Genomic DNA, 19,260 nt, shown 5'->3' on the forward strand with positions numbered 1-19,260 from the left:
TATGCCATACGCTGACTACGATTGCGAAATGCTAATCTCGCGCAGCAGTAGAGCCGTCTGCTTCTCCGTGTACTCCTCCAGCGTGTAATCCTTCTGCAGCGTCCAGCGGCGGAACACCCACATCTCCCCCAGCACCATGATGTTGTGGGCCATCAGTTTGACGTGCTTCTCATCGATGGAGATAGAGCCGTCTTTGATACCCTTATGCAGGATTTCTTCAAAAATCTCGGTGATCTCCTCTTCACGGCGCAGCACGTAGTGCATCGTCTCTCCCGGCAGCGACTTGGTTTCCTGATAGATCAACAGCACACGGTCGCTCATCTGATCCATCACACGGAAGAAACTGCGCAGCGCCATCTTCAAGATCTTCAAACCGGTTCCTTGATCGGTGATCGCTTCCCGCAGCCTGGTTTCCACTTCGGCATGAATGGCGTCGCAGACCAGGTAGAGGACATCCTCTTTGGATTCAATGTATTCGTACAGCGTACCGATACTGAATCCCGACGCACGGGCAATCTCCCGCGTCGTCGTTTTGTGGAACCCCTTGTGAATAAACAGGTCCACAGCGGCCTCGATAATTTGCTCGCGCCGTTTTTCTATCAGTTTTGGATCTTTGACTAGAGAAGGAATGGTTTTTTTCTTTTCAGACAAAGTAACAGCCACCTCGCATACTGACTGAGCGTTTAGTCGGGTTGAAAAAAACAAGAATAGATTCGCTCTTCTATTCTCATTATACGACGAGAAGAGAGGTAGCCACAATCCTTATTTATCTCGAATTGGGCCGCGAGCCGAACCAGCGACGGACGATTTCTTCCGCGACACTGTATGGATCTTTCTCTCTGTTCGCCACCGACATCAACTGCTCTCCGTACTCGCCTGATCGCAGTTGATCATGTATCAGCCGCTGCACCTGGTAGCCGACAATGTCCAACACTTCCTCCTGCAGATGCTGTGCGCGACGGATATCCCATTGGCTGCTTGCTCGCAGGTAGGTGTGGTGCTTAAGCACCTGTTCCCATAGCTGCTCGAAACCGCTTCCCTGCGTAGAGATGGTTTTCACGATCGGCGGACGCCAGGCGGCATCATGTTTGACCAGATCAAGCATCTGCTCTACTTCCGTCTCCAGTTTGCTGACACCTGGCAGGTCAGCTTTATTGATCACGAACAGGTCGGCAATCTCCATGATGCCTGCTTTAAAAGCTTGGACAGAGTCTCCCCCGCCGGGAGTCAACACCACGATTGTCGTATCGGCAATGTTCATCACATCCAACTCTGATTGTCCCACACCGACTGTCTCGATCAGCACCACATCACAGCCGTACGCATCCATTACCCGAACGGCATCCTTCGTCTTGCGGGAGAGCCCACCGAGGCTGCCCCGTGTACCCATGCTGCGAATAAAGACTCCGCTGTCCAAGGCATGCTTCTGCATCCGCACCCGATCGCCAAGCAGTGCGCCGCCGGTAAACGGGCTGGTCGGATCGACAGCAGCTACGCCCACCGTCATCCCCTGTGCACGCAAGAATCCGATCAGCACATCCACCAGCGAACTTTTGCCAGCACCAGGGGTGCCAGTGATCCCGATCAGTTTCGCCTTCCCCGTATGCGGAAAAATCTCCTGCAGAATCTGGGTCCGTTCCGGGTAGTCATTTTCAATACAGGTGATGGCACGGGCTGCTCCGCGCACTTCGCCTTGCAGGATTCGTTTCGAGATATCGTGCATGTTGAGACAACCCTCCGTCTGTAGAATGCGTCTAGGACAACCACGTCTGTTGGCAAAGCAGCACAGGGGGCGAACCTGATTCGATCTACTCCTTGAGCAGGTAGTTGCTGATCACGAGACGCTGAATCTCATTGGTTCCTTCATAGATCTGCGTGATTTTGGCATCCCGCATGAATCGCTCAACCGGGTACTCACGAGTGTAGCCATACCCGCCGAACACCTGGACCGCTTCGGTGGTGACTTCCATGGCGATGTCGCCTGCGAACAACTTGGAAATGGCTGACGCCTTGCCGTAGGGCAAACCCTGGTCTTCCAGCCATGCTGCCTGGTAGGTAAGCAGACGGGCTGCTTCAATCTTGGTCGCCATATCAGCCAGTTTAAACTGAATCGCCTGTAGAGAAGCGATCGGCTTGCCAAACTGATGTCGCTCTCTGGCGTAGGCCACGGCATGATCAAGCGCCCCTTGGGCAATCCCCAGTGCCTGGGCGGCAATTCCGTTGCGTCCCCCGTCCAGGGTCATCATGGCGATTTTAAATCCCTGTCCTTCCTCACCGAGCAGGTTTTTTGCCGGAATGCGTGCGTTTTCAAAAATCACTTCCAAGGTTGGCGATGAACGAATACCCAGCTTCTTCTCTTTTTTCCCCATCGAAAAACCTGGTGTTCCTTTCTCCACAATAAACGCACTGATTCCTTTATGCTTCAACGACGGGTCGGTGATGGCAAACACGATGTAGATCTCCGCTTCACCCCCGTTCGTTATGAAAATTTTGCTGCCGTTGAGGATGTAATCGTCCCCGTCTTTGACGGCTGTTGTGCGCATGCCTGCAGCATCAGAGCCGGAGCCAGGCTCTGTCAGACAGTATGCCCCCATTTTTCGACCTTCGGCAAGCGGCCGGAGAAAGCTCTGTTTCTGCTCTTCCGTCCCAAACTTGTAAATCGGCCAACTGGCCAGCGACACATGGGCCGAGAGGGTAACGCCGATGGAAGCATCTACGCGAGACAGTTCCTCAACTGCCAAAACATAGCTTAGATAGTCGGCACCCGCACCTCCGTATTGTTCCGGCCACGGTATCCCCGTCATCCCAAGCTCTGCCATCTGATTGAAAATCTCCCGGTCGAACCGCTCTTCCTCGTCGCGTTCAGCCGCCGTCGGTCCTACCTGTGTCTCGGCGAACTCCCTCACCATCCGGCGGATCATCTCTTGTTCTTCTGTCAGACGGAAATCCATCTCATTCAACACTCCCAACCGCTTCAGAATTGTGGTGCTGGCATTTTCTAGTCCGCAAGCAAGTGTTTAGCTGTCACAATCTGCTGAATCTCGCTGGTACCTTCGTAGATCTGCGTCACCTTGGCATCGCGGAACAGCCGCTCCACCGGGTACTCTCTGGTGTATCCGTATCCGCCAAAGACTTGGATCGCCTCGGTGGCGTTCTTCATCGCAGCGTCCGAAGCAAATCGCTTGGCCATCGATGCCTGTTTGCCGCAGGGATGTCCGTTGTTCCGGAGCCAGGCAGCCTGATAGACAAGCAGACGGGCCGCCTCCGCGAGGGTAGCCATCTCCGCCAGTTTAAACGCAATCGCCTGCTGCTTGGCAATCGGCTGACCGAATTGCTTTCGCTCCCTAGCGTACGCGACGGCGTGTTCGACCGCCGCTTCGGCAATGCCTAAGGCTTGGGCGGCAATCCCGATGCGCCCCACCTCCAGATTGGCCATCGCAATCGCAAACCCTTCCCCTTCAGCGCCTAGCAGATTTTCGGCCGGCACCCGCGCCTGGTCGAAAATAAGCTCTGTCGTGTTGGAACCGTAGAGCCCCATCTTTTTTTCTTTTTTCCCGATCACAAGACCTGGTGTTTGTTTTTCGACGATAAAGGCGGAGATTCCTCTCTTCCCTTTAGATGGGTCAGTGACAGCAAACGTGATGTACGTGTCCGCTTCCCCGCCATTGGTGATGAAGATTTTGCTGCCGTTCAGCACGTATGCATCTCCCTGCCGGACGGCGGTCGTCCTGATGCGGCCTGCGTCGGACCCGGCATTGGGTTCAGTCAGGGCAAACGCACCCAGATACTCACCGCTGGCTAGTTTGGGGAGGTAGCGCCGCTTTTGCTCTTCGCTGCCAAAATAGTTGATCGGATTGGTGCCGACCGAGGTGTGTACCGACAAAATGACACCGACAGTGGCGCTTACTTTGGAGATTTCGTGAATTGTCAGGATGTAGGAGACAAAATCAGCGCCGGCTCCGCCCCATTCCTCACGGATCGGAATGCCCATCAAGCCCGTTTCCCCCATCTTCTTGACGATCTGGCGGGGAAACTGCTCCGTCTCTTCCATCACCGGAATAAACGGAGCGATCTCCTTGCGGGCAAAGTCACGCACCATCTTGCGCATCATCTCTTGTTCTTCCGTGAATCGAAGATCCATGCCGTATAAACCCTCTCTCTATGGGCGAAACAATCGTGGATTGTTGTTTCTCACCCTTTTAGCTGTAAGTAATGAGTAAGGACCTTGGTTTACGAGTAGACGTAAAAGCCGCGACCGGTTTTTTTGCCTAACCAGCCTGCCTTGACGTATTTGCGAAGCAGTGGGCATGGACGATACTTGGAGTCGCCAAATCCTTCGTACAACACTTCCATGATATATAGACAAGTATCGAGACCGATAAAGTCAGCCAGCGTGAGCGGCCCCATCGGGTGATTCATGCCCAGCTTCATCACCTCATCGATCGCTTCCGGGGTGGCTACTCCCTCATAAACACAATAGATCGCTTCATTAATCATCGGCATCAGCACCCGGTTGGAGACAAAGCCGGGAAAGTCGTTGACACTGACCGGAACTTTCCCCATCCGCTTGGCCAGATCCTCTACCGACTGGTACACTTCGTCAGCGGTTTGCAGGCCGCGAATGATTTCGACCAGCCGCATCACCGGTACCGGATTCATGAAGTGCATGCCGATCACGTTTTCCGGACGATTGGTCACCGCCGCGATTTCTGTGATCGGCAGCGACGAGGTATTGCTGGCCAGGACCGTATGGGCTGGACAGACGGCATCCAGCTTTGTAAAAATATCCGTTTTAATCTGCATGTTCTCGGTAACCGCTTCCACCACGAAATCCACGTCGCCAGCGTCATGCAGATCGGTACAGGGGGTAATCCTCGACAAGATCGACTGCTTATCCTCATCCGTCAGCTTGTTCTTCTCTACACTGCGAGAGAGGTTGCGGGTAATGGTGGACAGCCCTCTCTCGACAAACTCCTGCTTTACATCGTGCAGCAGGACCTGGATCCCTGCCTGAGCCGCTACCTGGGCGATCCCGCTGCCCATCTGGCCGGCTCCCACCACCATCAGCTTCTCTACCTTGTTCACTGCTACGCCTCCTCCAAGGAATATCAATCTATCTTTTATTCCACTTGTAAAAGCACGGCATCTCCCTGGGCGGCGCCGCTGCAGATGGCCGCAATACCCAAACCGCCGCCGCGACGGCGCAGTTCGTGGATCAGGGTGATGATAATTCTGGCCCCGCTTGCTCCGATGGGATGGCCGAGGGCGATTGCCCCACCATTTACATTTACTTTTTCTTCGTCCCAGCCTACTAGCTTTCCGCTGGTTAGCAGCACCGCAGCAAATGCCTCATTAACTTCAAACAGGTCGATATCCGCCAATCGCACACCCGTCTTCTCCAACAATTTGTTGATCGCCAGACCGGGTGTGGTAGCGATATAGGGTGCTTCCGCTGCAACCTGCGCATGGCCGAGAATGGTGGCCAGCGGCCTGATCCCTAAGGACTTCGCTTTCACATCCGACATCAAGACCATCGCCGCTGCCCCATCATTAATCCCCGGGGCATTGCCGGCGGTGATCGTACCGTCCTTCTTGTAGACTGGCGGCAGTTTGCTTAGCACTTCCAGGGTGGTATCGGGACGAGGGGCCTCGTCGCGGTTGACGACAGGCGGCTCCCCTTTTTTCTGTGGGATGGTGACCGGGACGATCTCTTCGTCAAACAGACCGTTTTCCACGGCTGCTGCGGCACGACGCTGACTGCGATAGGCCCACTGATCCTGCAGCTCTCTCGTAATCCCGTACTCTTCTGCCACATTGCTCCCGTGGACAGCCATTGGCACCTGATCAAATGGACAGGTCAGTCCATCGTGCATCATCAAGTCTTTCACTTCTGCATCGCCCATCCGAAATCCGTAGCGGGCCCGCGGCAGTGCGTACGGAGCATTGCTCATGCTCTCCATCCCACCGGCCACAATGATCTCGCCGTCACCGACACGGATGATCTGATCTGTCAGTGTGACCGCCCGCATGCCGGATGCACATACTTTGTTGATCGTCTGGCTGGCCACGCTCCACGGTATGCCTGCCTTATGTGCTGCCTGACGTGATGGCACCTGACCCGCTCCGGCCTGGATGACCATGCCCATGATCACTTCATCCACTTGTTCGCCGCCAATCCCCGCACGTCCCAGCGCCTCCCGAATCGAGACGGCACCCAGCTCGACCGCCGACAATTCTTTGAGCGAACCGCCAAACTTGCCAAACGGCGTACGGGCAGCTCCCGCAATCACTGTCTTCATCCGCGTCACTCCTCTTTTCGTCAGGATTGTCATAATCGACTCACTTTACAGAATCAACCAAACGATTGAGCGATCGCTCACTTATGATTTTATTTTCCTCGTTTTCTGGAGATTCGTCAATTGTAATATCGAGCAATAAGAGCCGGAAAGCCGTACCTGACCGTACGGCTTTCGCAGCATCTTTTTACCAACCTCCGGATTAGATCGCATCGGCCAAGATCTCGGCGATGTCTCTAGTCTTCACCTGTTCTTCCGCTTCCTTCATCTTGACTCCATCGTTCATCATCGTCAGGCAGTATGGGCAGGCGCTGGCAATCGCTGTCGGGTTCACCTCGAGAGCCTGTTCGGTGCGGGCCACGTTGACCCTCGTTCCCTCGTGCTCCTCCATCCACATCATCCCGCCGCCTGCTCCGCAGCACATGCTGTCGCAGCCGCTCCGCTGCATCTCCGCGATCTCAACACCAGGGATGCGCTCCAGGATCTGGCGGGGCTTGTCGTAGATCTCGTTGTAGCGACCCAGATAGCAGGAATCGTGGTAGGTGACTCGCTCGTTTACTTCCTTGCTTGGATTGAGACGTCCTTCTTTTACCCACTCCGCCAGCAGTTCGGAATGGTGATACACCTCCGCCTGCAGACCAAACTCTGGGTATTCGTTTTTAAAGGTATTAAACGCATGCGGGTCACAGGTGACGATTTTTTTCACCCCGTACGCTTCAAACAAAGCAATGTTCTCCTGGGCAAGCTGTTGGAAGAGAAACTCGTTTCCGATCCGGCGGGCAGTATCGCCGGAGTTCTTCTCTTCGTTGCCAAGGATCGCAAACTTGACGCCTGCCTGGTGCATCAGTTTGACAAATGCCTGTGAAATCTTGATGCTACGGTTGTCGTAGGAGCCCATCGCCCCGACCCAGAACAAGTATTCAAACTCATCTGTTTCCTGTACGGTCGGCACCTCGTATTCGCCGTTCAAGCCCTCGATCCACTTGGTGCGATCCTTCCGGTTAATCCCCCATGGGTTGCCCTGGCGCTCAATGTTGTTCAGCGCACGCTGTGCTTCCTGCGGCATGCTGCCCTCGGTCATCACCAGGTAGCGGCGCATATCGATGATTTTGTCCACGTGCTCGTTCATCACCGGGCACTGGTCCTCGCAGTTGCGACAGGTCGTACAGGCCCACAGTTCCTGCTCGGTAATCACGTCTCCGATCAGGTTGACGTCGTAGGCGACTGCCTGACCAGTTGATTCGCCAGCAGCCGCTGCTTCTCCGGCGAGCTGCCCCGCCTGAACGGCCAATTGATTGGCAGATGCATCGGGAAAGGCAAAGCTGGGCATCCACGGTGTACGAGAGGTGACAACCGCCCCTTTTTCCGTCAGATGATCACGCATCTTTACGATCAGATCCATCGGACTCAGCATCTTGCCTGTCCCTGATGCAGGGCACATGTTAGTGCAGCGGCCGCATTCCACACAGGCGTACAGATCGATGAGCTGTGTCTGTGTAAAGTCTTCGATCCGTCCGACGCCAAATACCTCTTGCGTCTCGTCCTCAAAGTCGATCGAAGAGAGTTTGCCCGGCGGATCCAGCTTTTTGAACCAGACGTTAAACGGAGCGAAGATTAAGTGTGCGTGCTTGGACTGTGGTACGTATATAGCAAACGCCAGCAGGATCAGCAGATGGGCCCACCAAAAGACGTAGAACAGGGATGCGGCCGCCGTCGCCCCCATTCCCGCAAACGGCATCGCAATCAGCGATGAAATCGGGGCAAATGCAGATGGTTCGTGTCCCAGCCAGAGCTGCTCAAAGGCGAGCGACAAGAGGACAGATGCCATCAGCGTTGAGATAAAGATAAGGACCAGTCCGGCTTTAAAGCCCCGTTTCAAGCGAGCCAGCTTTTCAATGTAGCGGCGGTAAAAGGCATAGGCAACAGCCGCTAGAATCAGGAAGGTGGTAATCTCCTGCATCAGACTGAAGTAAGGATGAGCACTGCCAAAGGGAAGCTCAAAACCTTTGATCAATCCCTTTAGAATCAGCTCAATCGCGCCAAACTGCAAAATGATAAAGCCGTAAAACATGACGACGTGCATCACGCCGCTCTTCTTGTCCTTTAGCAGCTTCTTCTGCAGGAAAACGTTTTCAATCACCAAGTTTAGACGAGTACGGAAATCATCTTTGATATCGCCTTTCTTGCCCAGTTTGATAAACAGGTATCGGCTGTACAATACGTGGGCGATCAGGTACAGCCCGTAGGCAAGGACCAGGAAAAAGGCGATCAGATTTAGCAGCGGCAACCAATCCACGGCTCTCAACTCCCTTGCTTTCTCTAAGATAAGGTTATTCGTACCTCCATCTTAGCAAATTTCTTTCAAAAAATGAATGATCATTCATTCAAATATCGCAAGCTTGCAAAAAATGCCAGTTATTCCGCTCGATGCTGAGCGGCCGTTCAGCATGAACATAAAGAGAAAACAGTGCATGAACACTGCTGACAGTTTTACTATACCACAGGAAAAGGAAGAGCGCTATGGAAATCGTCAGTCAATCAGCCGCCCCACGATGGAGGATCTCAAAATACAGAAGAGTGAGCACCATCACGGGACGCATTGCGTACAGATGGTGCTCACTTTCATCCTTATTCGGTCGGTTGAAGGCCTCTCATTCTCCGTACACGCCGGTTGGTCCTGTTGCTGCTTGGCGCAGCTCGCGGACTACTTGCCGGACGCTTCCGGTGCTGCTTTCATTTGCTTTTTTTCTTGTTGTTCCCGGCGAATGTCAGCCAGCGACTTCACCTTGGTCGACTTGATCCGCTCGTTGCGCGGCAATCCGTCAGGCTCCAGATTGTCACGCTCATCCTGCATCAGCGAAGCGATACCGACGCTCCTGCCTTTGGCGGCCTGACAGTATTCGCAGTTTTCCTCGTCGTGCTTGTGATACTCCTTTGGTTCCGGATAGGAGGTAATCACGCCCTCGAAGTTGCGCAGCACCACTTTTTCTGCTGACTGCGAGATGATGTAGTTGGGGCTCACCGGAATCTTGCCGCCACCGTGCGGAGCGTCGACCACAAAGGTCGGAACGGCGTAGCCGGAGGTATGGCCGCGCAGATGCTCAATGATCTCAATCCCTTTGCTGACTGGCGCACGGAAGTGACCGATCCCCTCCGACAAGTCACACTGATAGATGTAGTACGGGCGGACGCGAATCTTGACCAGTTCGTGCATCAGTTTTTTCATCGTATGCGGACAGTCGTTCACCCCTGCCAGGATCACCGCCTGATTGCCGAGCGGTACACCTGCATCTGCCAGCATTTCGCACGCCAGTTTTGCTTCTGGCGTAATCTCCTTTGGATGGTTGAAGTGGGTATTCAACCAAACAGGATGGTATTTTCGCAGAATGTTGCAGAGATTCTCGGTGATCCGCTGCGGGAATACCACAGGGGCACGCGTCCCGATGCGGATGATCTCTACATGCGGGATCTCCCGCAGGCCGCTCAAAATGTATTCCAGGATGCGGTCATTAATCAGCAAGCCGTCACCGCCGGAAAGCAGCACGTCACGTATCTCCGGGGTCCTGCGGATATAGTCGATACAGGCGTCCAGCTGTTTCTTCGGTACGCCCATGCCAATCTGGCCGGAGAAACGGCGGCGCGTACAGTAGCGGCAGTACATGGAACACTGGTTAGTGACCAAAAACAACACGCGGTCAGGATAGCGATGGGTCAGTCCCGGCACAGGCGAGTCCTGGTCCTCATGCAGCGGATCTTCCATGTCGTACTTGGTGCGAACCATCTCCTGGGAGAGTGGAACCGACTGCATCCGCACCGGATCGGTCGGATCATCCGGGTCCATCAGCATCGCATAGTACGGAGTAATATTGAGCGGAATCGTCTGGTTGGCAATTCCTACCCCCTGCTCTTCTTCCGGCGTCAGGTTGATTACCTTCTTGAGATCGTCAATGGAGCGAATGGTGTGGGTCAATTGCCACATCCAGTCGTTCCACTGTTCATCCGTTACGTCTTTCCACAGTTCAATGTCGCGCCAGTCACGCGTTTTTACAGTCATTGCATACTCCTCCTTCGCCGAGCTGTACGTAATCGTACGCGTTCTTGGCAACAAGAGAGTGCAATCTTCATGCCAACATCAGTATATTTTGATGATTCGGCTAAATAAACACGCGCTAAACCGCGATAGATTCCGTTTCGCAGCGTATGCCGGTCAACATCAACATTCCCCTTCTGCCGATGGGGAGGCGTTATGAGTGCCGGTTTTTCGGCACAAAAGTAAGCTCGACTGGCACTTCCTTATTATTGTGTTGTGGAAGAACGTTGACTCAGCTTGTATTGCAGGGTTTGCCGCGGGATGCCGAGCAGCTTGGCCGCCTGCAAAATGTTCCCCTCTGTCTGGGCGAGTGCCGCCTCGATCATCATCTCTTCCGTCTCCTGCAGGACATCGCGCAGTTTTCGGCTTCCGACAACCTGCTGGGCATCAATGAGAGCCGCTCCTTCCCCTGCAAGCGCCTCCGCTGTCCGCTCTCCCTGTACTTTGCGGCCACGTTCGATCAAGTAGTCAGGAAGGTGCTCGAGACAAAGTTGTTTCCCTTCCACCACATTGAGTGCCGCTTCAATCACGTGTTCTAGTTCTCGTACGTTGCCTGGCCAGTCATACGTTTGAAACATCCGGCTGACCGCTTCGTCAAACCCTCCCACTTTTGTCTCAAACAAACGATTGTATTTGGCCAAAAAATGGCGGGACAGCAGCGGGATATCGGCGCGCCGTTCCCGCAGCGGCGGAATTTCGAACGAGACGACATTGATCCGGTAATACAGATCCGCGCGCAGGACACCCCGTTCCACCGCTTGCTGCGGCGGTTCGTTGGTCGCCGCCATAATCCGTACGTCTACCTGCTTCGCCTTCATGCTGCCGATGCGCCGCACCTGGCCGTCCTGCAGGACACGCAAAAGCTTGGCTTGCAGATCGAGCGGCATGCTGTTCAATTCATCGAGGAACAAGCTTCCTCCGTTTGCCAACTCAAACAGGCCGGGTCGGTCATCTGCTCCTGTAAAACTTCCTTTCGTCGTACCAAACAGGATGCTCTCCAGCAGAGAAGACGGCAGGGCAGCACAGTTTTGCGCGATAAACGGTCGGCCATTGCGCCGCGACGCGTGGTGGATCGACTGGACAAACAACTCTTTTCCCGTACCTGTCTCTCCGTAGATCAAGACCGGCGAACTGGTGGATGAAGCGCGTCGGGCCCGTTGAATCATCTGCCGCATCGCCTCGTCTTGCGTCACGATGTCCTCAAACTGAAAGACGGCTCCGTCCGTCTCCTGCCGTCTGGCCCGCTTGGGCTTGTTCACCTGGGCTTGCAGCTCGATCAGCCGCTCTGACAGTTCACGCAATTTTCCAATATCTTTGGCCGCTTCCACCGCTCCGACCAGCCGTGACCCCACCCGCACCGGAAGCGTGGTGTTGACCGTCTCCACACGCAGACCGCGCCAATTGGTATAGGTTTGCGGCTGGTCGTAGATCGGCTCTCCGTTTTCAATTACACGCAGCAGCGTACTGGAATGCCTGTCGAGCGAAGGAAACACCTCCAGCAGTGGTTTTCCCAACACTTCTTCAGGGGTTAAACCATCCAGCTTGGCCGCTACATGGTTGTAAAAAATGGTCATCCCATTGGCGTCAACGACGTGGATCCCTTCATCAATCGTACTCAGAATGGCCTGCAGCATCTCTACGGTATCAGACATCGGCCAGTTTTCCATGCTGGTCCCCCCTCTCTGGCAAAGCTGCCGAATTCTCGTCACAAGTGCCAATTTTCCGGCATTAACGCTGTCGTTCCACCACAACCGTCAGATAAGCGGTGTAGAGCAGATGGCCAATCAGCCAAATCAGAAAGGCGGCAGCAGACAGCATCTGCCCGCTTAGCAGTGAGATCGGCAGATAAAGCAGTCCGTACGCTCCGATCCAGCCAAGCAGGTATTTCAACGTCGGCTTCCCACCGTAGCGGGGATAGAAAGAGATAAATACAAATGTGATCACCATGGAGATCAGTAAGTGAATCAGCAGCTCCACGATGGGTGCCAACCCGCTCAAACCTGGGACATAAGAAACATCCAAAAGTGTCGCAAAGGTGGCTGTCGCAAACAATCCGTCGCACAACGCCAAAAAAGCAGCCAAGATCATCCCGGAGATCAATCCATGGATCAGGATAAACATTGTTTTTTCGCTCCCCTCCCGCCGTTCTCACCGCCAGTCAAGCTGAAACGCCAGATCAACCTCCCCGACGTAGGCATCATTTAACCACAGCTGATAGGAGATATCTACGGCAGTGGGACGGTTCCCCTCTTTTGTCACCTGCATCCGTCGGGTATGCACCTTCATCCGGAATCGGCCAAACGGACTGTGATAGATCGACTCGGTACTCACACCGGATTGAAACCGCTGCTTCATCTCCAGCGACCCTTGGCGAAGTATGGTCACCTCAGCATCGCTAATCTTAAGAACCGTCCGTACTTCGCCCACGTCCCCGATCGACTCGTGATAGGAAAAAAACCAGCCGCTTGGTTTGGCAACCGCTTTGGAATGGTATCGTTGAGTCACTTCCTCCAGCTGTCCGCCGCTTCTCTGCTTGCTGTGCAAGTCCAATAGAACATCCTGCATCCCGTATCCTCACCTTCGTTCCCTTTTATTCTACTGTAGATAAGCCTGGAAGGAAAGCGGACGGCCAGAGGTGTCGGACATCCCATGTCCGGCGCCGATCTGAGTAATCACTTGTCCGAAGCGGTCCGCTCCGATGCCGCTGGCGTACAAGTCGGCAGGATCGCTGCGTTTGCGGTTGCAGTTGCAGTTGTTCCAGTTGCAACTGCCGCTGCCGCCGTGGCAGACGGAAGGGCCCCAATCTCCGCCGGGAACGCTTGGGACCCGGCTGACGGTCGCAGCAATATACCCATCGAAACATAGACGCCCAACGTCGCGAGCAGAAGCAAACCGGCCAAGATGAGGTACCCAATGCCAGCACCGGTGATATCGATCATCAGTGTGAACAGACCGAGCAGCAACAGACGGAAGATCATGCCGAGGGCCTGAAAAAAGCTGAGCAGCCGCCCCATAAACTGGCGAGGCACGATCACCATCAGCAGCGTCTGACGAATCAGGCGGGCTGAAGCATTGGACCAGCCCATCAGCGTGGACAAGGCCACAAATACCCAGCCATTGGGGATCACCACGATCGCAATCATCGTCAACGCGAACAGCAAGATGCTGCCGACCAGCGCAGCGGTATCGCCCCACCGGCGCGTCACCGCAGCGATCAGGAAGCCGGCGGCGACCGCTCCGATCGCATACGTCATCTCATGGAGCGAATAGAACTTCACATCAACCGCGAGATCCCGGCTGACGAACACCGGTGCCAACAGGTTGCCCGCCATCACAGCGATAAACGGCATCAGCGCGGATATGCCAAACAGGAACAAACCCCGTCTCTCTTTTACATAGGTTAGACTTTGCCGTAGCTGCCCCATCCACCCGGTTCGCGGAGACGTTTCCACCAGCTTTTCCAGCGTGAAGGTGTACTCAATCCGATAGAGCAGGAGGAACGCCAGCAGATACGATAGTGCATCGTAGAGCAGCACCACGTGCAGACCAAACCATTTCAATGCCAACCCTGCTGCCGCTCCGGCCAACATGCTTGCTGTCTGTCCTTCAATCTCCAGCAGGCTGTTGATATGTTTGTACTGTTTCTCATCGAAGTTCTCCTGCACCAGAGCTGATTGCGTCGGGTAGTGGATCTGGTAAACCAGTGTGGTGGCAAAAAATATCGCAATCAGCATCCCTTCGGTGTAAGAACCAAAAAATCCCCAAACGGCCAGCAGACCGATCACGAGAAATGCTCCTGTGTTCATCAGCAGCAAAATCTTTTTGTGGGAAAAGCGGTCAATCACCGTTCCCACAAACGGGCCGACAAAAAACATCAGGATCGCCGAGATAAACATCGTCGAACCAAGCAGTTGGGCAGAACCCGTCGTATCGACCAGGTACCAGGAGATGCCGATCATACTCATCCCCTGACCAAAGCCAGAGAATAGATTGGATAAAAACAGCTTGCGAAAATTGGGGTTGCTGAAGACCTCTTTCATATGTACCGCCCCCTCGCGTATCTTTTCACGTATAGGATACTGAAATTATGATACTTTGTAAATATTTTTGTTTAAAAAATAAAAAAGAAAAACCCCAATCCTGTCCGGGATTGAGGGGGAGCAGTTTACTTCACAAAACCGAGCAGCAGTTCGCGAATGATTTTGGAAGCGACAATCTGTGTCATCTCGCTATGATCGTATACGGGAGCTACCTCGACCAGATCGCATCCAATCACCTTGGCGCCGTTTTGCGCCATGTAGTGGATCGTCTCCAGCAGTTCACGGGAGGTAATCCCGCCTGCTTCGGTCGTCCCTGTACCGGGAGCGGCCGACGGGTCCAGTACATCGATGTCGATGGTCAAATAGATCGGACGACTGCCAATCGTCGGTAGCACTTGTTTGATCGGCTCCAACACATCGTACTTGTACAGATGCATATTTTCTTTGGCCCATTCGAATTCTTCCTTCATCCCACTGCGGATGCCAAACGAGTAGACATTCTTGCCGCCAATCAAGTCGCAAGTTTTTTTGATCGGAGTAGAGTGAGAATACGGATACCCTTCGTAATGGTCACGCAGATCGGTATGAGCGTCAAAGTGGAAGACGACCAAATCCTGCTTGTACTTCTCGTATACAGCCTGGATCACCGGCCAGGTGACGAGGTGTTCCCCGCCAAGTCCGATCGGCATTTTTCCGTCAGCCAGCACCTGCCGGACAAAGGAACGAATCGCCTCCAGGCTGCCCTCTACGTTGCCAAAAGGAAGCGGTATGTCCCCGGCATCAAAGTAGGTAATCTCCTCCAACAGGCGGTCGAGGTACGGACTGTACTCTTCCAGACCAATCGAGACTTCACGGATGCGGGCAGGGCCGAAACGGGAGCCCGGTCGAAAGCTGACTGTCCAGTCCATCGGCATCCCGTAAATGACAGCTTGACTCTCTGCATAGTCAGGATGACTGCGAATAAATACGTTGCCGGAGTATGCCTCATCAAATCGCATCATGACCGGAGCCTCCTAGTCGCGGGTCAATTCCTGCACAAACTTGGGCAGCTTGAATACGGCATGGTGCAGTTCCGGAGAGTAGTATTTCGTGTCCAAATCCTTGATCTGGACGGGATCTACTTCCAGCGGGTCATACTGCTTGGAAGCAATCGTAAAGCTCCACAGCCCGGACGGATAGGTAGGGATGCTCGCCGTGTACAAGCGAGTAACCGGGAAGATCGACTTCAGATCGCGGAAGACGCGCTTGATCAGATCGCGATTAAACCAAGGCGATTCAGTTTGCGCCACCATGATGCCATCCGGCTTCAGCGCATCGTAAATCCCCTGGTAGAAACCTTTTTCAAACAGACCGACGGCAGGACCGACCGGTTCTGTCGAGTCGACCAAAATCACGTCGTATTCCCCTTTGTTGTCGTGGATATGCTTCACGCCGTCAATCACCTGCACGTCAACGCGCGGATTGCCGCTCAGTTCGCTGGCGATGTGGGGGAAGTAGGTTTTGCAGGTCTCAATCACGCGGCCGTCAATCTCGGCGAGAACCGCTTTTTCAACCGAGGCGTGCTTCACGATTTCGCGAATCGCCCCACCGTCACCACCGCCGACTACCAGCACTTTTTTCGGATTGGGATGGGTGTTGAGTGCTACGTGCGAGATCATCTCATGATAGACATACTCATCGACGTCGGTAGTCATCACCATGCCATCCAAGACCAGCATGCGCCCAAACTGCTTTGTGTTGATTACGTCGATCTGCTGAAACTCGCTCTTTTCACTATGTAAAGTTTCGGTGATTTTCGTCGTAATCCCATGGTTTTCCGTCTGTTTCTCCGTGTACCACAACTCCATATCCATCTGTTTACGCCTCCTCTTGACGTTCATCTCTGGCAGCGGTTTTCCGCGCCCCATACGTGCTTGTCCGACCCACAGGCAGGACGCTTCAAACCGGCAGATCAATCCGTCCGTTTTTGCACGTCAACAAGAATTATAGTAGCTGACTCTCAAAATGCAAGGGTTTTTTCCCAGGGTTGCAGGCAAGTATAGTCACTGTTCGATTGTCCCATACTGGATACTACCACTCGACTGGCTTTTGGTGCCTGATGGGTCGGTTTTTGCTGATTGAATAATAGCTGGACAGGCTTGCTGTTTAAGAGGCTGGACAGGCTTGCATTCAGTCAAAGCGTGTATGGACATGCACTCATACAGAGATTGATTTGCTCTTCATACAGTATGACCGATTCGGGCGAGAAGCTTCCAAAATAAACGGATTTTGCAGCTCGCGCGCTCTATCGTCTTGATTTGCAAAAGTTGGTATCAGATCACTGACCGCTTTTTAGACGATGTTTTGATGAGCCGGAAGCGGGACGATTCGGAAAGGATGTGACAACGGTGGAAGTGGTTCGCGAAGCCCCCTTGATTCGCTGGCTGCGCTGGCTGAAGCGGCTGATCAAGTTTGGTATATTCAGTGTCTTATTTGGTTCTTTTCTTATTTTGTTGGCTGTTCTTTATCTGCGTTCCCAACCGCTGCCAGAAGCAAATATCAAGCAAACAACAACGATCTACGCCAATGGCGGCCAAGTGCTGGACACACTGCACCGCGGCGAAAACAGATTCGTTGTCCCGCTCAAGGATATCTCGCCTTATCTGGCACAGGCAACCGTCTCCATTGAGGACCGTTATTTCTGGCAGCATTACGGATTCGATCTGAAACGGATCCTGATGGCCGTCTATGTAAATCTGAAGAATATGGACAAGGACCAGGGAGCCAGTACGATAACAGCACAGCTGGCCCGCAACCTGTACCTCACACTGGACAAAACCTGGGAGCGAAAGATCAAGGAAGCACTGTTGACCGTCCAACTGGAGCTCAACTACAGCAAGCAGGAGATTCTCGAAATGTACCTGAACGAAATCTACTACGGCTCCTCTGCTTATGGCGCCCAGGCTGCAGCACAAACCTACTTTGGAAAAGATGCCAAAGATCTGACCCTGGCAGAGAGTGCCATGCTCGCAGGGATTCCTAAAGGGCCCACCTACTACTCGCCGTTTAACGATGAGGATCGGGCCAAAAACCGTCAAAAGCTCGTCCTGCAGGCAATGGTCAGGGAGGGATACATCAGTCCGGAACAGATGGAAGAAGCCTACGCCGAGCAGTTGATCTACACCACCCCGGAGGAGAGGCAGCAGCCTGTTGCGGCTCCCTATTTTCGTGACTATGTAGCCAATCTGGTTAAGGAAAAGTACGGCATCGACGAGGACACCTTTATTCATGGCGGCCTGAAGATCTATACCACGCTGGACTATGAGATGCAAAAAAAAGCGGAACAGGCGATCGCCAATCACATGAAAAAGGCAAATCCAGAACTGCAGACAGCCTTACTGGCGATCGATCCCACAACCGGTCACATCCAAGCGTTTGTTGGCGGTCGCGATTACCAAAAGAGTCAGTACAACCGCGTGTTCGCCAAACGTCAGCCAGGCTCTTCCTTTAAAGCGTTTCTGTACATGGCTGCGCTCAAGGAGGGTTTTACGCCGCTGACCCTGATGAAAAGTGAACCGACGGTGTTCACCTATGACAATGGAAAGCAGTACGCCCCTCACAATTTCGGGGATAAGTACGCCCACGATTTCATCACGCTCCAGGAAGCTATCTCAACATCGGATAACATCTACGCCGTGAAGACAATAGAGCAGATATCGCCGCAGGCTCTGGTTGAACAAGCGAAGACGCTGGGCATCACCAGTCCCCTGCAGGCGGTTCCTTCGCTGGCACTGGGTACATCACCGGTTTCCCCGTATGAGATGACGGCGGCCTATGCCACGATTGCCAACCTGGGGGAACGGGTGAAACCGATAGCCATTACAAAAATCGTGGACAGCGAAGGCAACGTCCTTGTCGAAGAAGAGCAAGAAAAAGTACAGGTGGCCGACCCAGTTTCCTCCTTTTTGCTGACACAAATGATGCAGAGCGTGTTTGAACCGAAAGGAACTGCCTATCGGGTAGCCCATCTGTTAAACCGTCCGGTCGCGGGAAAAACGGGATCTACTGATTACGATTCGTGGCTGGTCGGATTTACACCGGAACTAGTCACCACCGTCTGGGTCGGGTATGACGAAGGCCGTAAGATCGATCCTGTCCGGGACGCCCCCTTGGCAGCCCCGATCTGGGCGGAATTCACGGAAAATGCGCTGTCGGATCGACCGCCAACACTGTTTGAAATGCCGGCTGGTGTGATCTCCGTCTACGTTGACCCGGTCAGCCACAAACTAGCCACAGAGAACTGTCCCAATCCTCAATTGGAGTACTTTGCCCAAGGGACAGAGCCGAAGGAATTCTGCACGGATCACCTGCCTGAATCGGATGAACCGCCGAAACCAATTGAGCCGCCAGATGATCAGTCGTTCTGGCAGCGGTTCGGCGGCTGGTGGGGACGGTAGCTGTGCAAGTTCGAGAGTGTAGTTGCCCTATGCCGCGGGAATTCGGGAGTGGCTGCCCTATGACATGGTTGTTCCGTTTTCGCCTTCACCAAGCTCGCCTCCGCCGACAACGCCATTGCCGTCGGTGAAGACGTGATCGTTGAGAATGGAGATGTATCCGGCCTTCTCCAACTCTTTCATCACTTCAAACATGCTCTCCCGTTTTCCTGCAGAAAGTCTCGCCACAAAGTGGTTGATCTCTTCCGCAGGGACAAGGGCCTGGAAGTGGACGCCTCCATGTCGGGCGAACAGTTCCTTCACAACATCTGTCTGCTGAACGGATTGGTTGGTCAGATCCAATGTCAACACCTCGCTTTGTAATGATGAAGCCGTTTAACGCTAGTGTGCCGCAGGCAGAG

The 19,260-nt window shown here is 53.8% G+C and carries 16 protein-coding genes; 1 reads left to right on the forward strand and 15 read right to left on the reverse strand.

Going from position 1 to position 19,260, the window contains the following annotated elements; all coding sequences use genetic code 11:
• Positions 1-15: 15 nt before the first annotated feature.
• From LOK74_RS19550 to speE, 14 genes are all read right to left on the reverse strand, one after another.
• A complete protein-coding gene (locus tag LOK74_RS19550; RefSeq protein ID WP_230043668.1) occupies positions 16-651 on the reverse strand; it encodes a TetR/AcrR family transcriptional regulator in 636 nt (211 codons plus the stop codon).
• A gap of 115 nt (positions 652-766) precedes the next feature.
• A complete protein-coding gene (meaB, locus tag LOK74_RS19555) occupies positions 767-1,723 on the reverse strand; it encodes a methylmalonyl Co-A mutase-associated GTPase MeaB (RefSeq protein WP_230043669.1) in 957 nt (318 codons plus the stop codon).
• Between the two features lie 85 nt (positions 1,724-1,808).
• Positions 1,809-2,951, reverse strand: coding sequence for an acyl-CoA dehydrogenase (locus LOK74_RS19560; RefSeq protein ID WP_230043670.1), 1,143 nt, complete (start codon positions 2,949-2,951; stop codon positions 1,809-1,811).
• A 47-nt stretch (positions 2,952-2,998) separates the two neighbouring features.
• Positions 2,999-4,141, reverse strand: a complete 1,143-nt coding sequence (locus LOK74_RS19565; protein WP_230043671.1) for an acyl-CoA dehydrogenase — start codon at positions 4,139-4,141, stop codon at positions 2,999-3,001.
• Positions 4,142-4,230: 89 nt separating this feature from the next.
• A complete protein-coding gene (locus tag LOK74_RS19570; RefSeq protein WP_230047066.1) occupies positions 4,231-5,064 on the reverse strand; it encodes a 3-hydroxybutyryl-CoA dehydrogenase in 834 nt (277 codons plus the stop codon).
• 56 nt (positions 5,065-5,120) lie between these two features.
• On the reverse strand, positions 5,121-6,299 hold the full coding sequence (locus LOK74_RS19575) for an acetyl-CoA C-acetyltransferase (RefSeq protein WP_230043672.1): 1,179 nt from the start codon (positions 6,297-6,299) through the stop codon (positions 5,121-5,123).
• A 199-nt stretch (positions 6,300-6,498) separates the two neighbouring features.
• Positions 6,499-8,592: a (Fe-S)-binding protein gene (locus LOK74_RS19580; RefSeq protein WP_230043673.1), complete on the reverse strand. Its 2,094-nt coding sequence runs from the start codon at positions 8,590-8,592 to the stop codon at positions 6,499-6,501.
• A gap of 408 nt (positions 8,593-9,000) precedes the next feature.
• Positions 9,001-10,350, reverse strand: coding sequence for a lysine 2,3-aminomutase (gene kamA, locus LOK74_RS19585; protein WP_230043674.1), 1,350 nt, complete (start codon positions 10,348-10,350; stop codon positions 9,001-9,003).
• Positions 10,351-10,592: 242 nt separating this feature from the next.
• Positions 10,593-12,053, reverse strand: coding sequence for a sigma-54 interaction domain-containing protein (locus LOK74_RS19590; protein WP_230043675.1), 1,461 nt, complete (start codon positions 12,051-12,053; stop codon positions 10,593-10,595).
• Between the two features lie 61 nt (positions 12,054-12,114).
• Positions 12,115-12,507, reverse strand: coding sequence for a hypothetical protein (locus LOK74_RS19595; RefSeq protein ID WP_230043676.1), 393 nt, complete (start codon positions 12,505-12,507; stop codon positions 12,115-12,117).
• A gap of 27 nt (positions 12,508-12,534) precedes the next feature.
• Positions 12,535-12,951 carry a YwiB family protein gene (locus LOK74_RS19600; RefSeq protein WP_230043677.1) on the reverse strand — a complete coding sequence of 139 codons (417 nt, stop codon included), beginning with the start codon at positions 12,949-12,951 and terminating at the stop codon, positions 12,535-12,537.
• 107 nt (positions 12,952-13,058) lie between these two features.
• Positions 13,059-14,426, reverse strand: coding sequence for an MFS transporter (locus LOK74_RS19605; protein ID WP_230043678.1), 1,368 nt, complete (start codon positions 14,424-14,426; stop codon positions 13,059-13,061).
• 125 nt (positions 14,427-14,551) lie between these two features.
• Complete coding sequence (gene speB, locus LOK74_RS19610) at positions 14,552-15,424, reverse strand: agmatinase (RefSeq protein ID WP_230047067.1); 873 nt, start codon at positions 15,422-15,424, stop codon at positions 14,552-14,554.
• A 15-nt stretch (positions 15,425-15,439) separates the two neighbouring features.
• Positions 15,440-16,273 carry a polyamine aminopropyltransferase gene (speE, locus tag LOK74_RS19615; protein ID WP_230047068.1) on the reverse strand — a complete coding sequence of 278 codons (834 nt, stop codon included), beginning with the start codon at positions 16,271-16,273 and terminating at the stop codon, positions 15,440-15,442.
• A gap of 540 nt (positions 16,274-16,813) precedes the next feature.
• On the opposite strand from speE, the gene LOK74_RS19620 reads away from it, so the two are divergent.
• Positions 16,814-18,862 carry a transglycosylase domain-containing protein gene (locus LOK74_RS19620; protein ID WP_230043679.1) on the forward strand — a complete coding sequence of 683 codons (2,049 nt, stop codon included), beginning with the start codon at positions 16,814-16,816 and terminating at the stop codon, positions 18,860-18,862.
• A 57-nt stretch (positions 18,863-18,919) separates the two neighbouring features.
• On the opposite strand, the gene LOK74_RS19625 is transcribed toward LOK74_RS19620, so the two are convergent.
• Positions 18,920-19,201, reverse strand: a complete 282-nt coding sequence (locus tag LOK74_RS19625) for a hypothetical protein (protein ID WP_230043680.1) — start codon at positions 19,199-19,201, stop codon at positions 18,920-18,922.
• Positions 19,202-19,260: the final 59 nt, after the last annotated feature.

This window comes from Brevibacillus humidisoli (assembly GCF_020923435.1).
Lineage (GTDB): Bacteria > Bacillota > Bacilli > Brevibacillales > Brevibacillaceae > Brevibacillus_E > Brevibacillus_E humidisoli.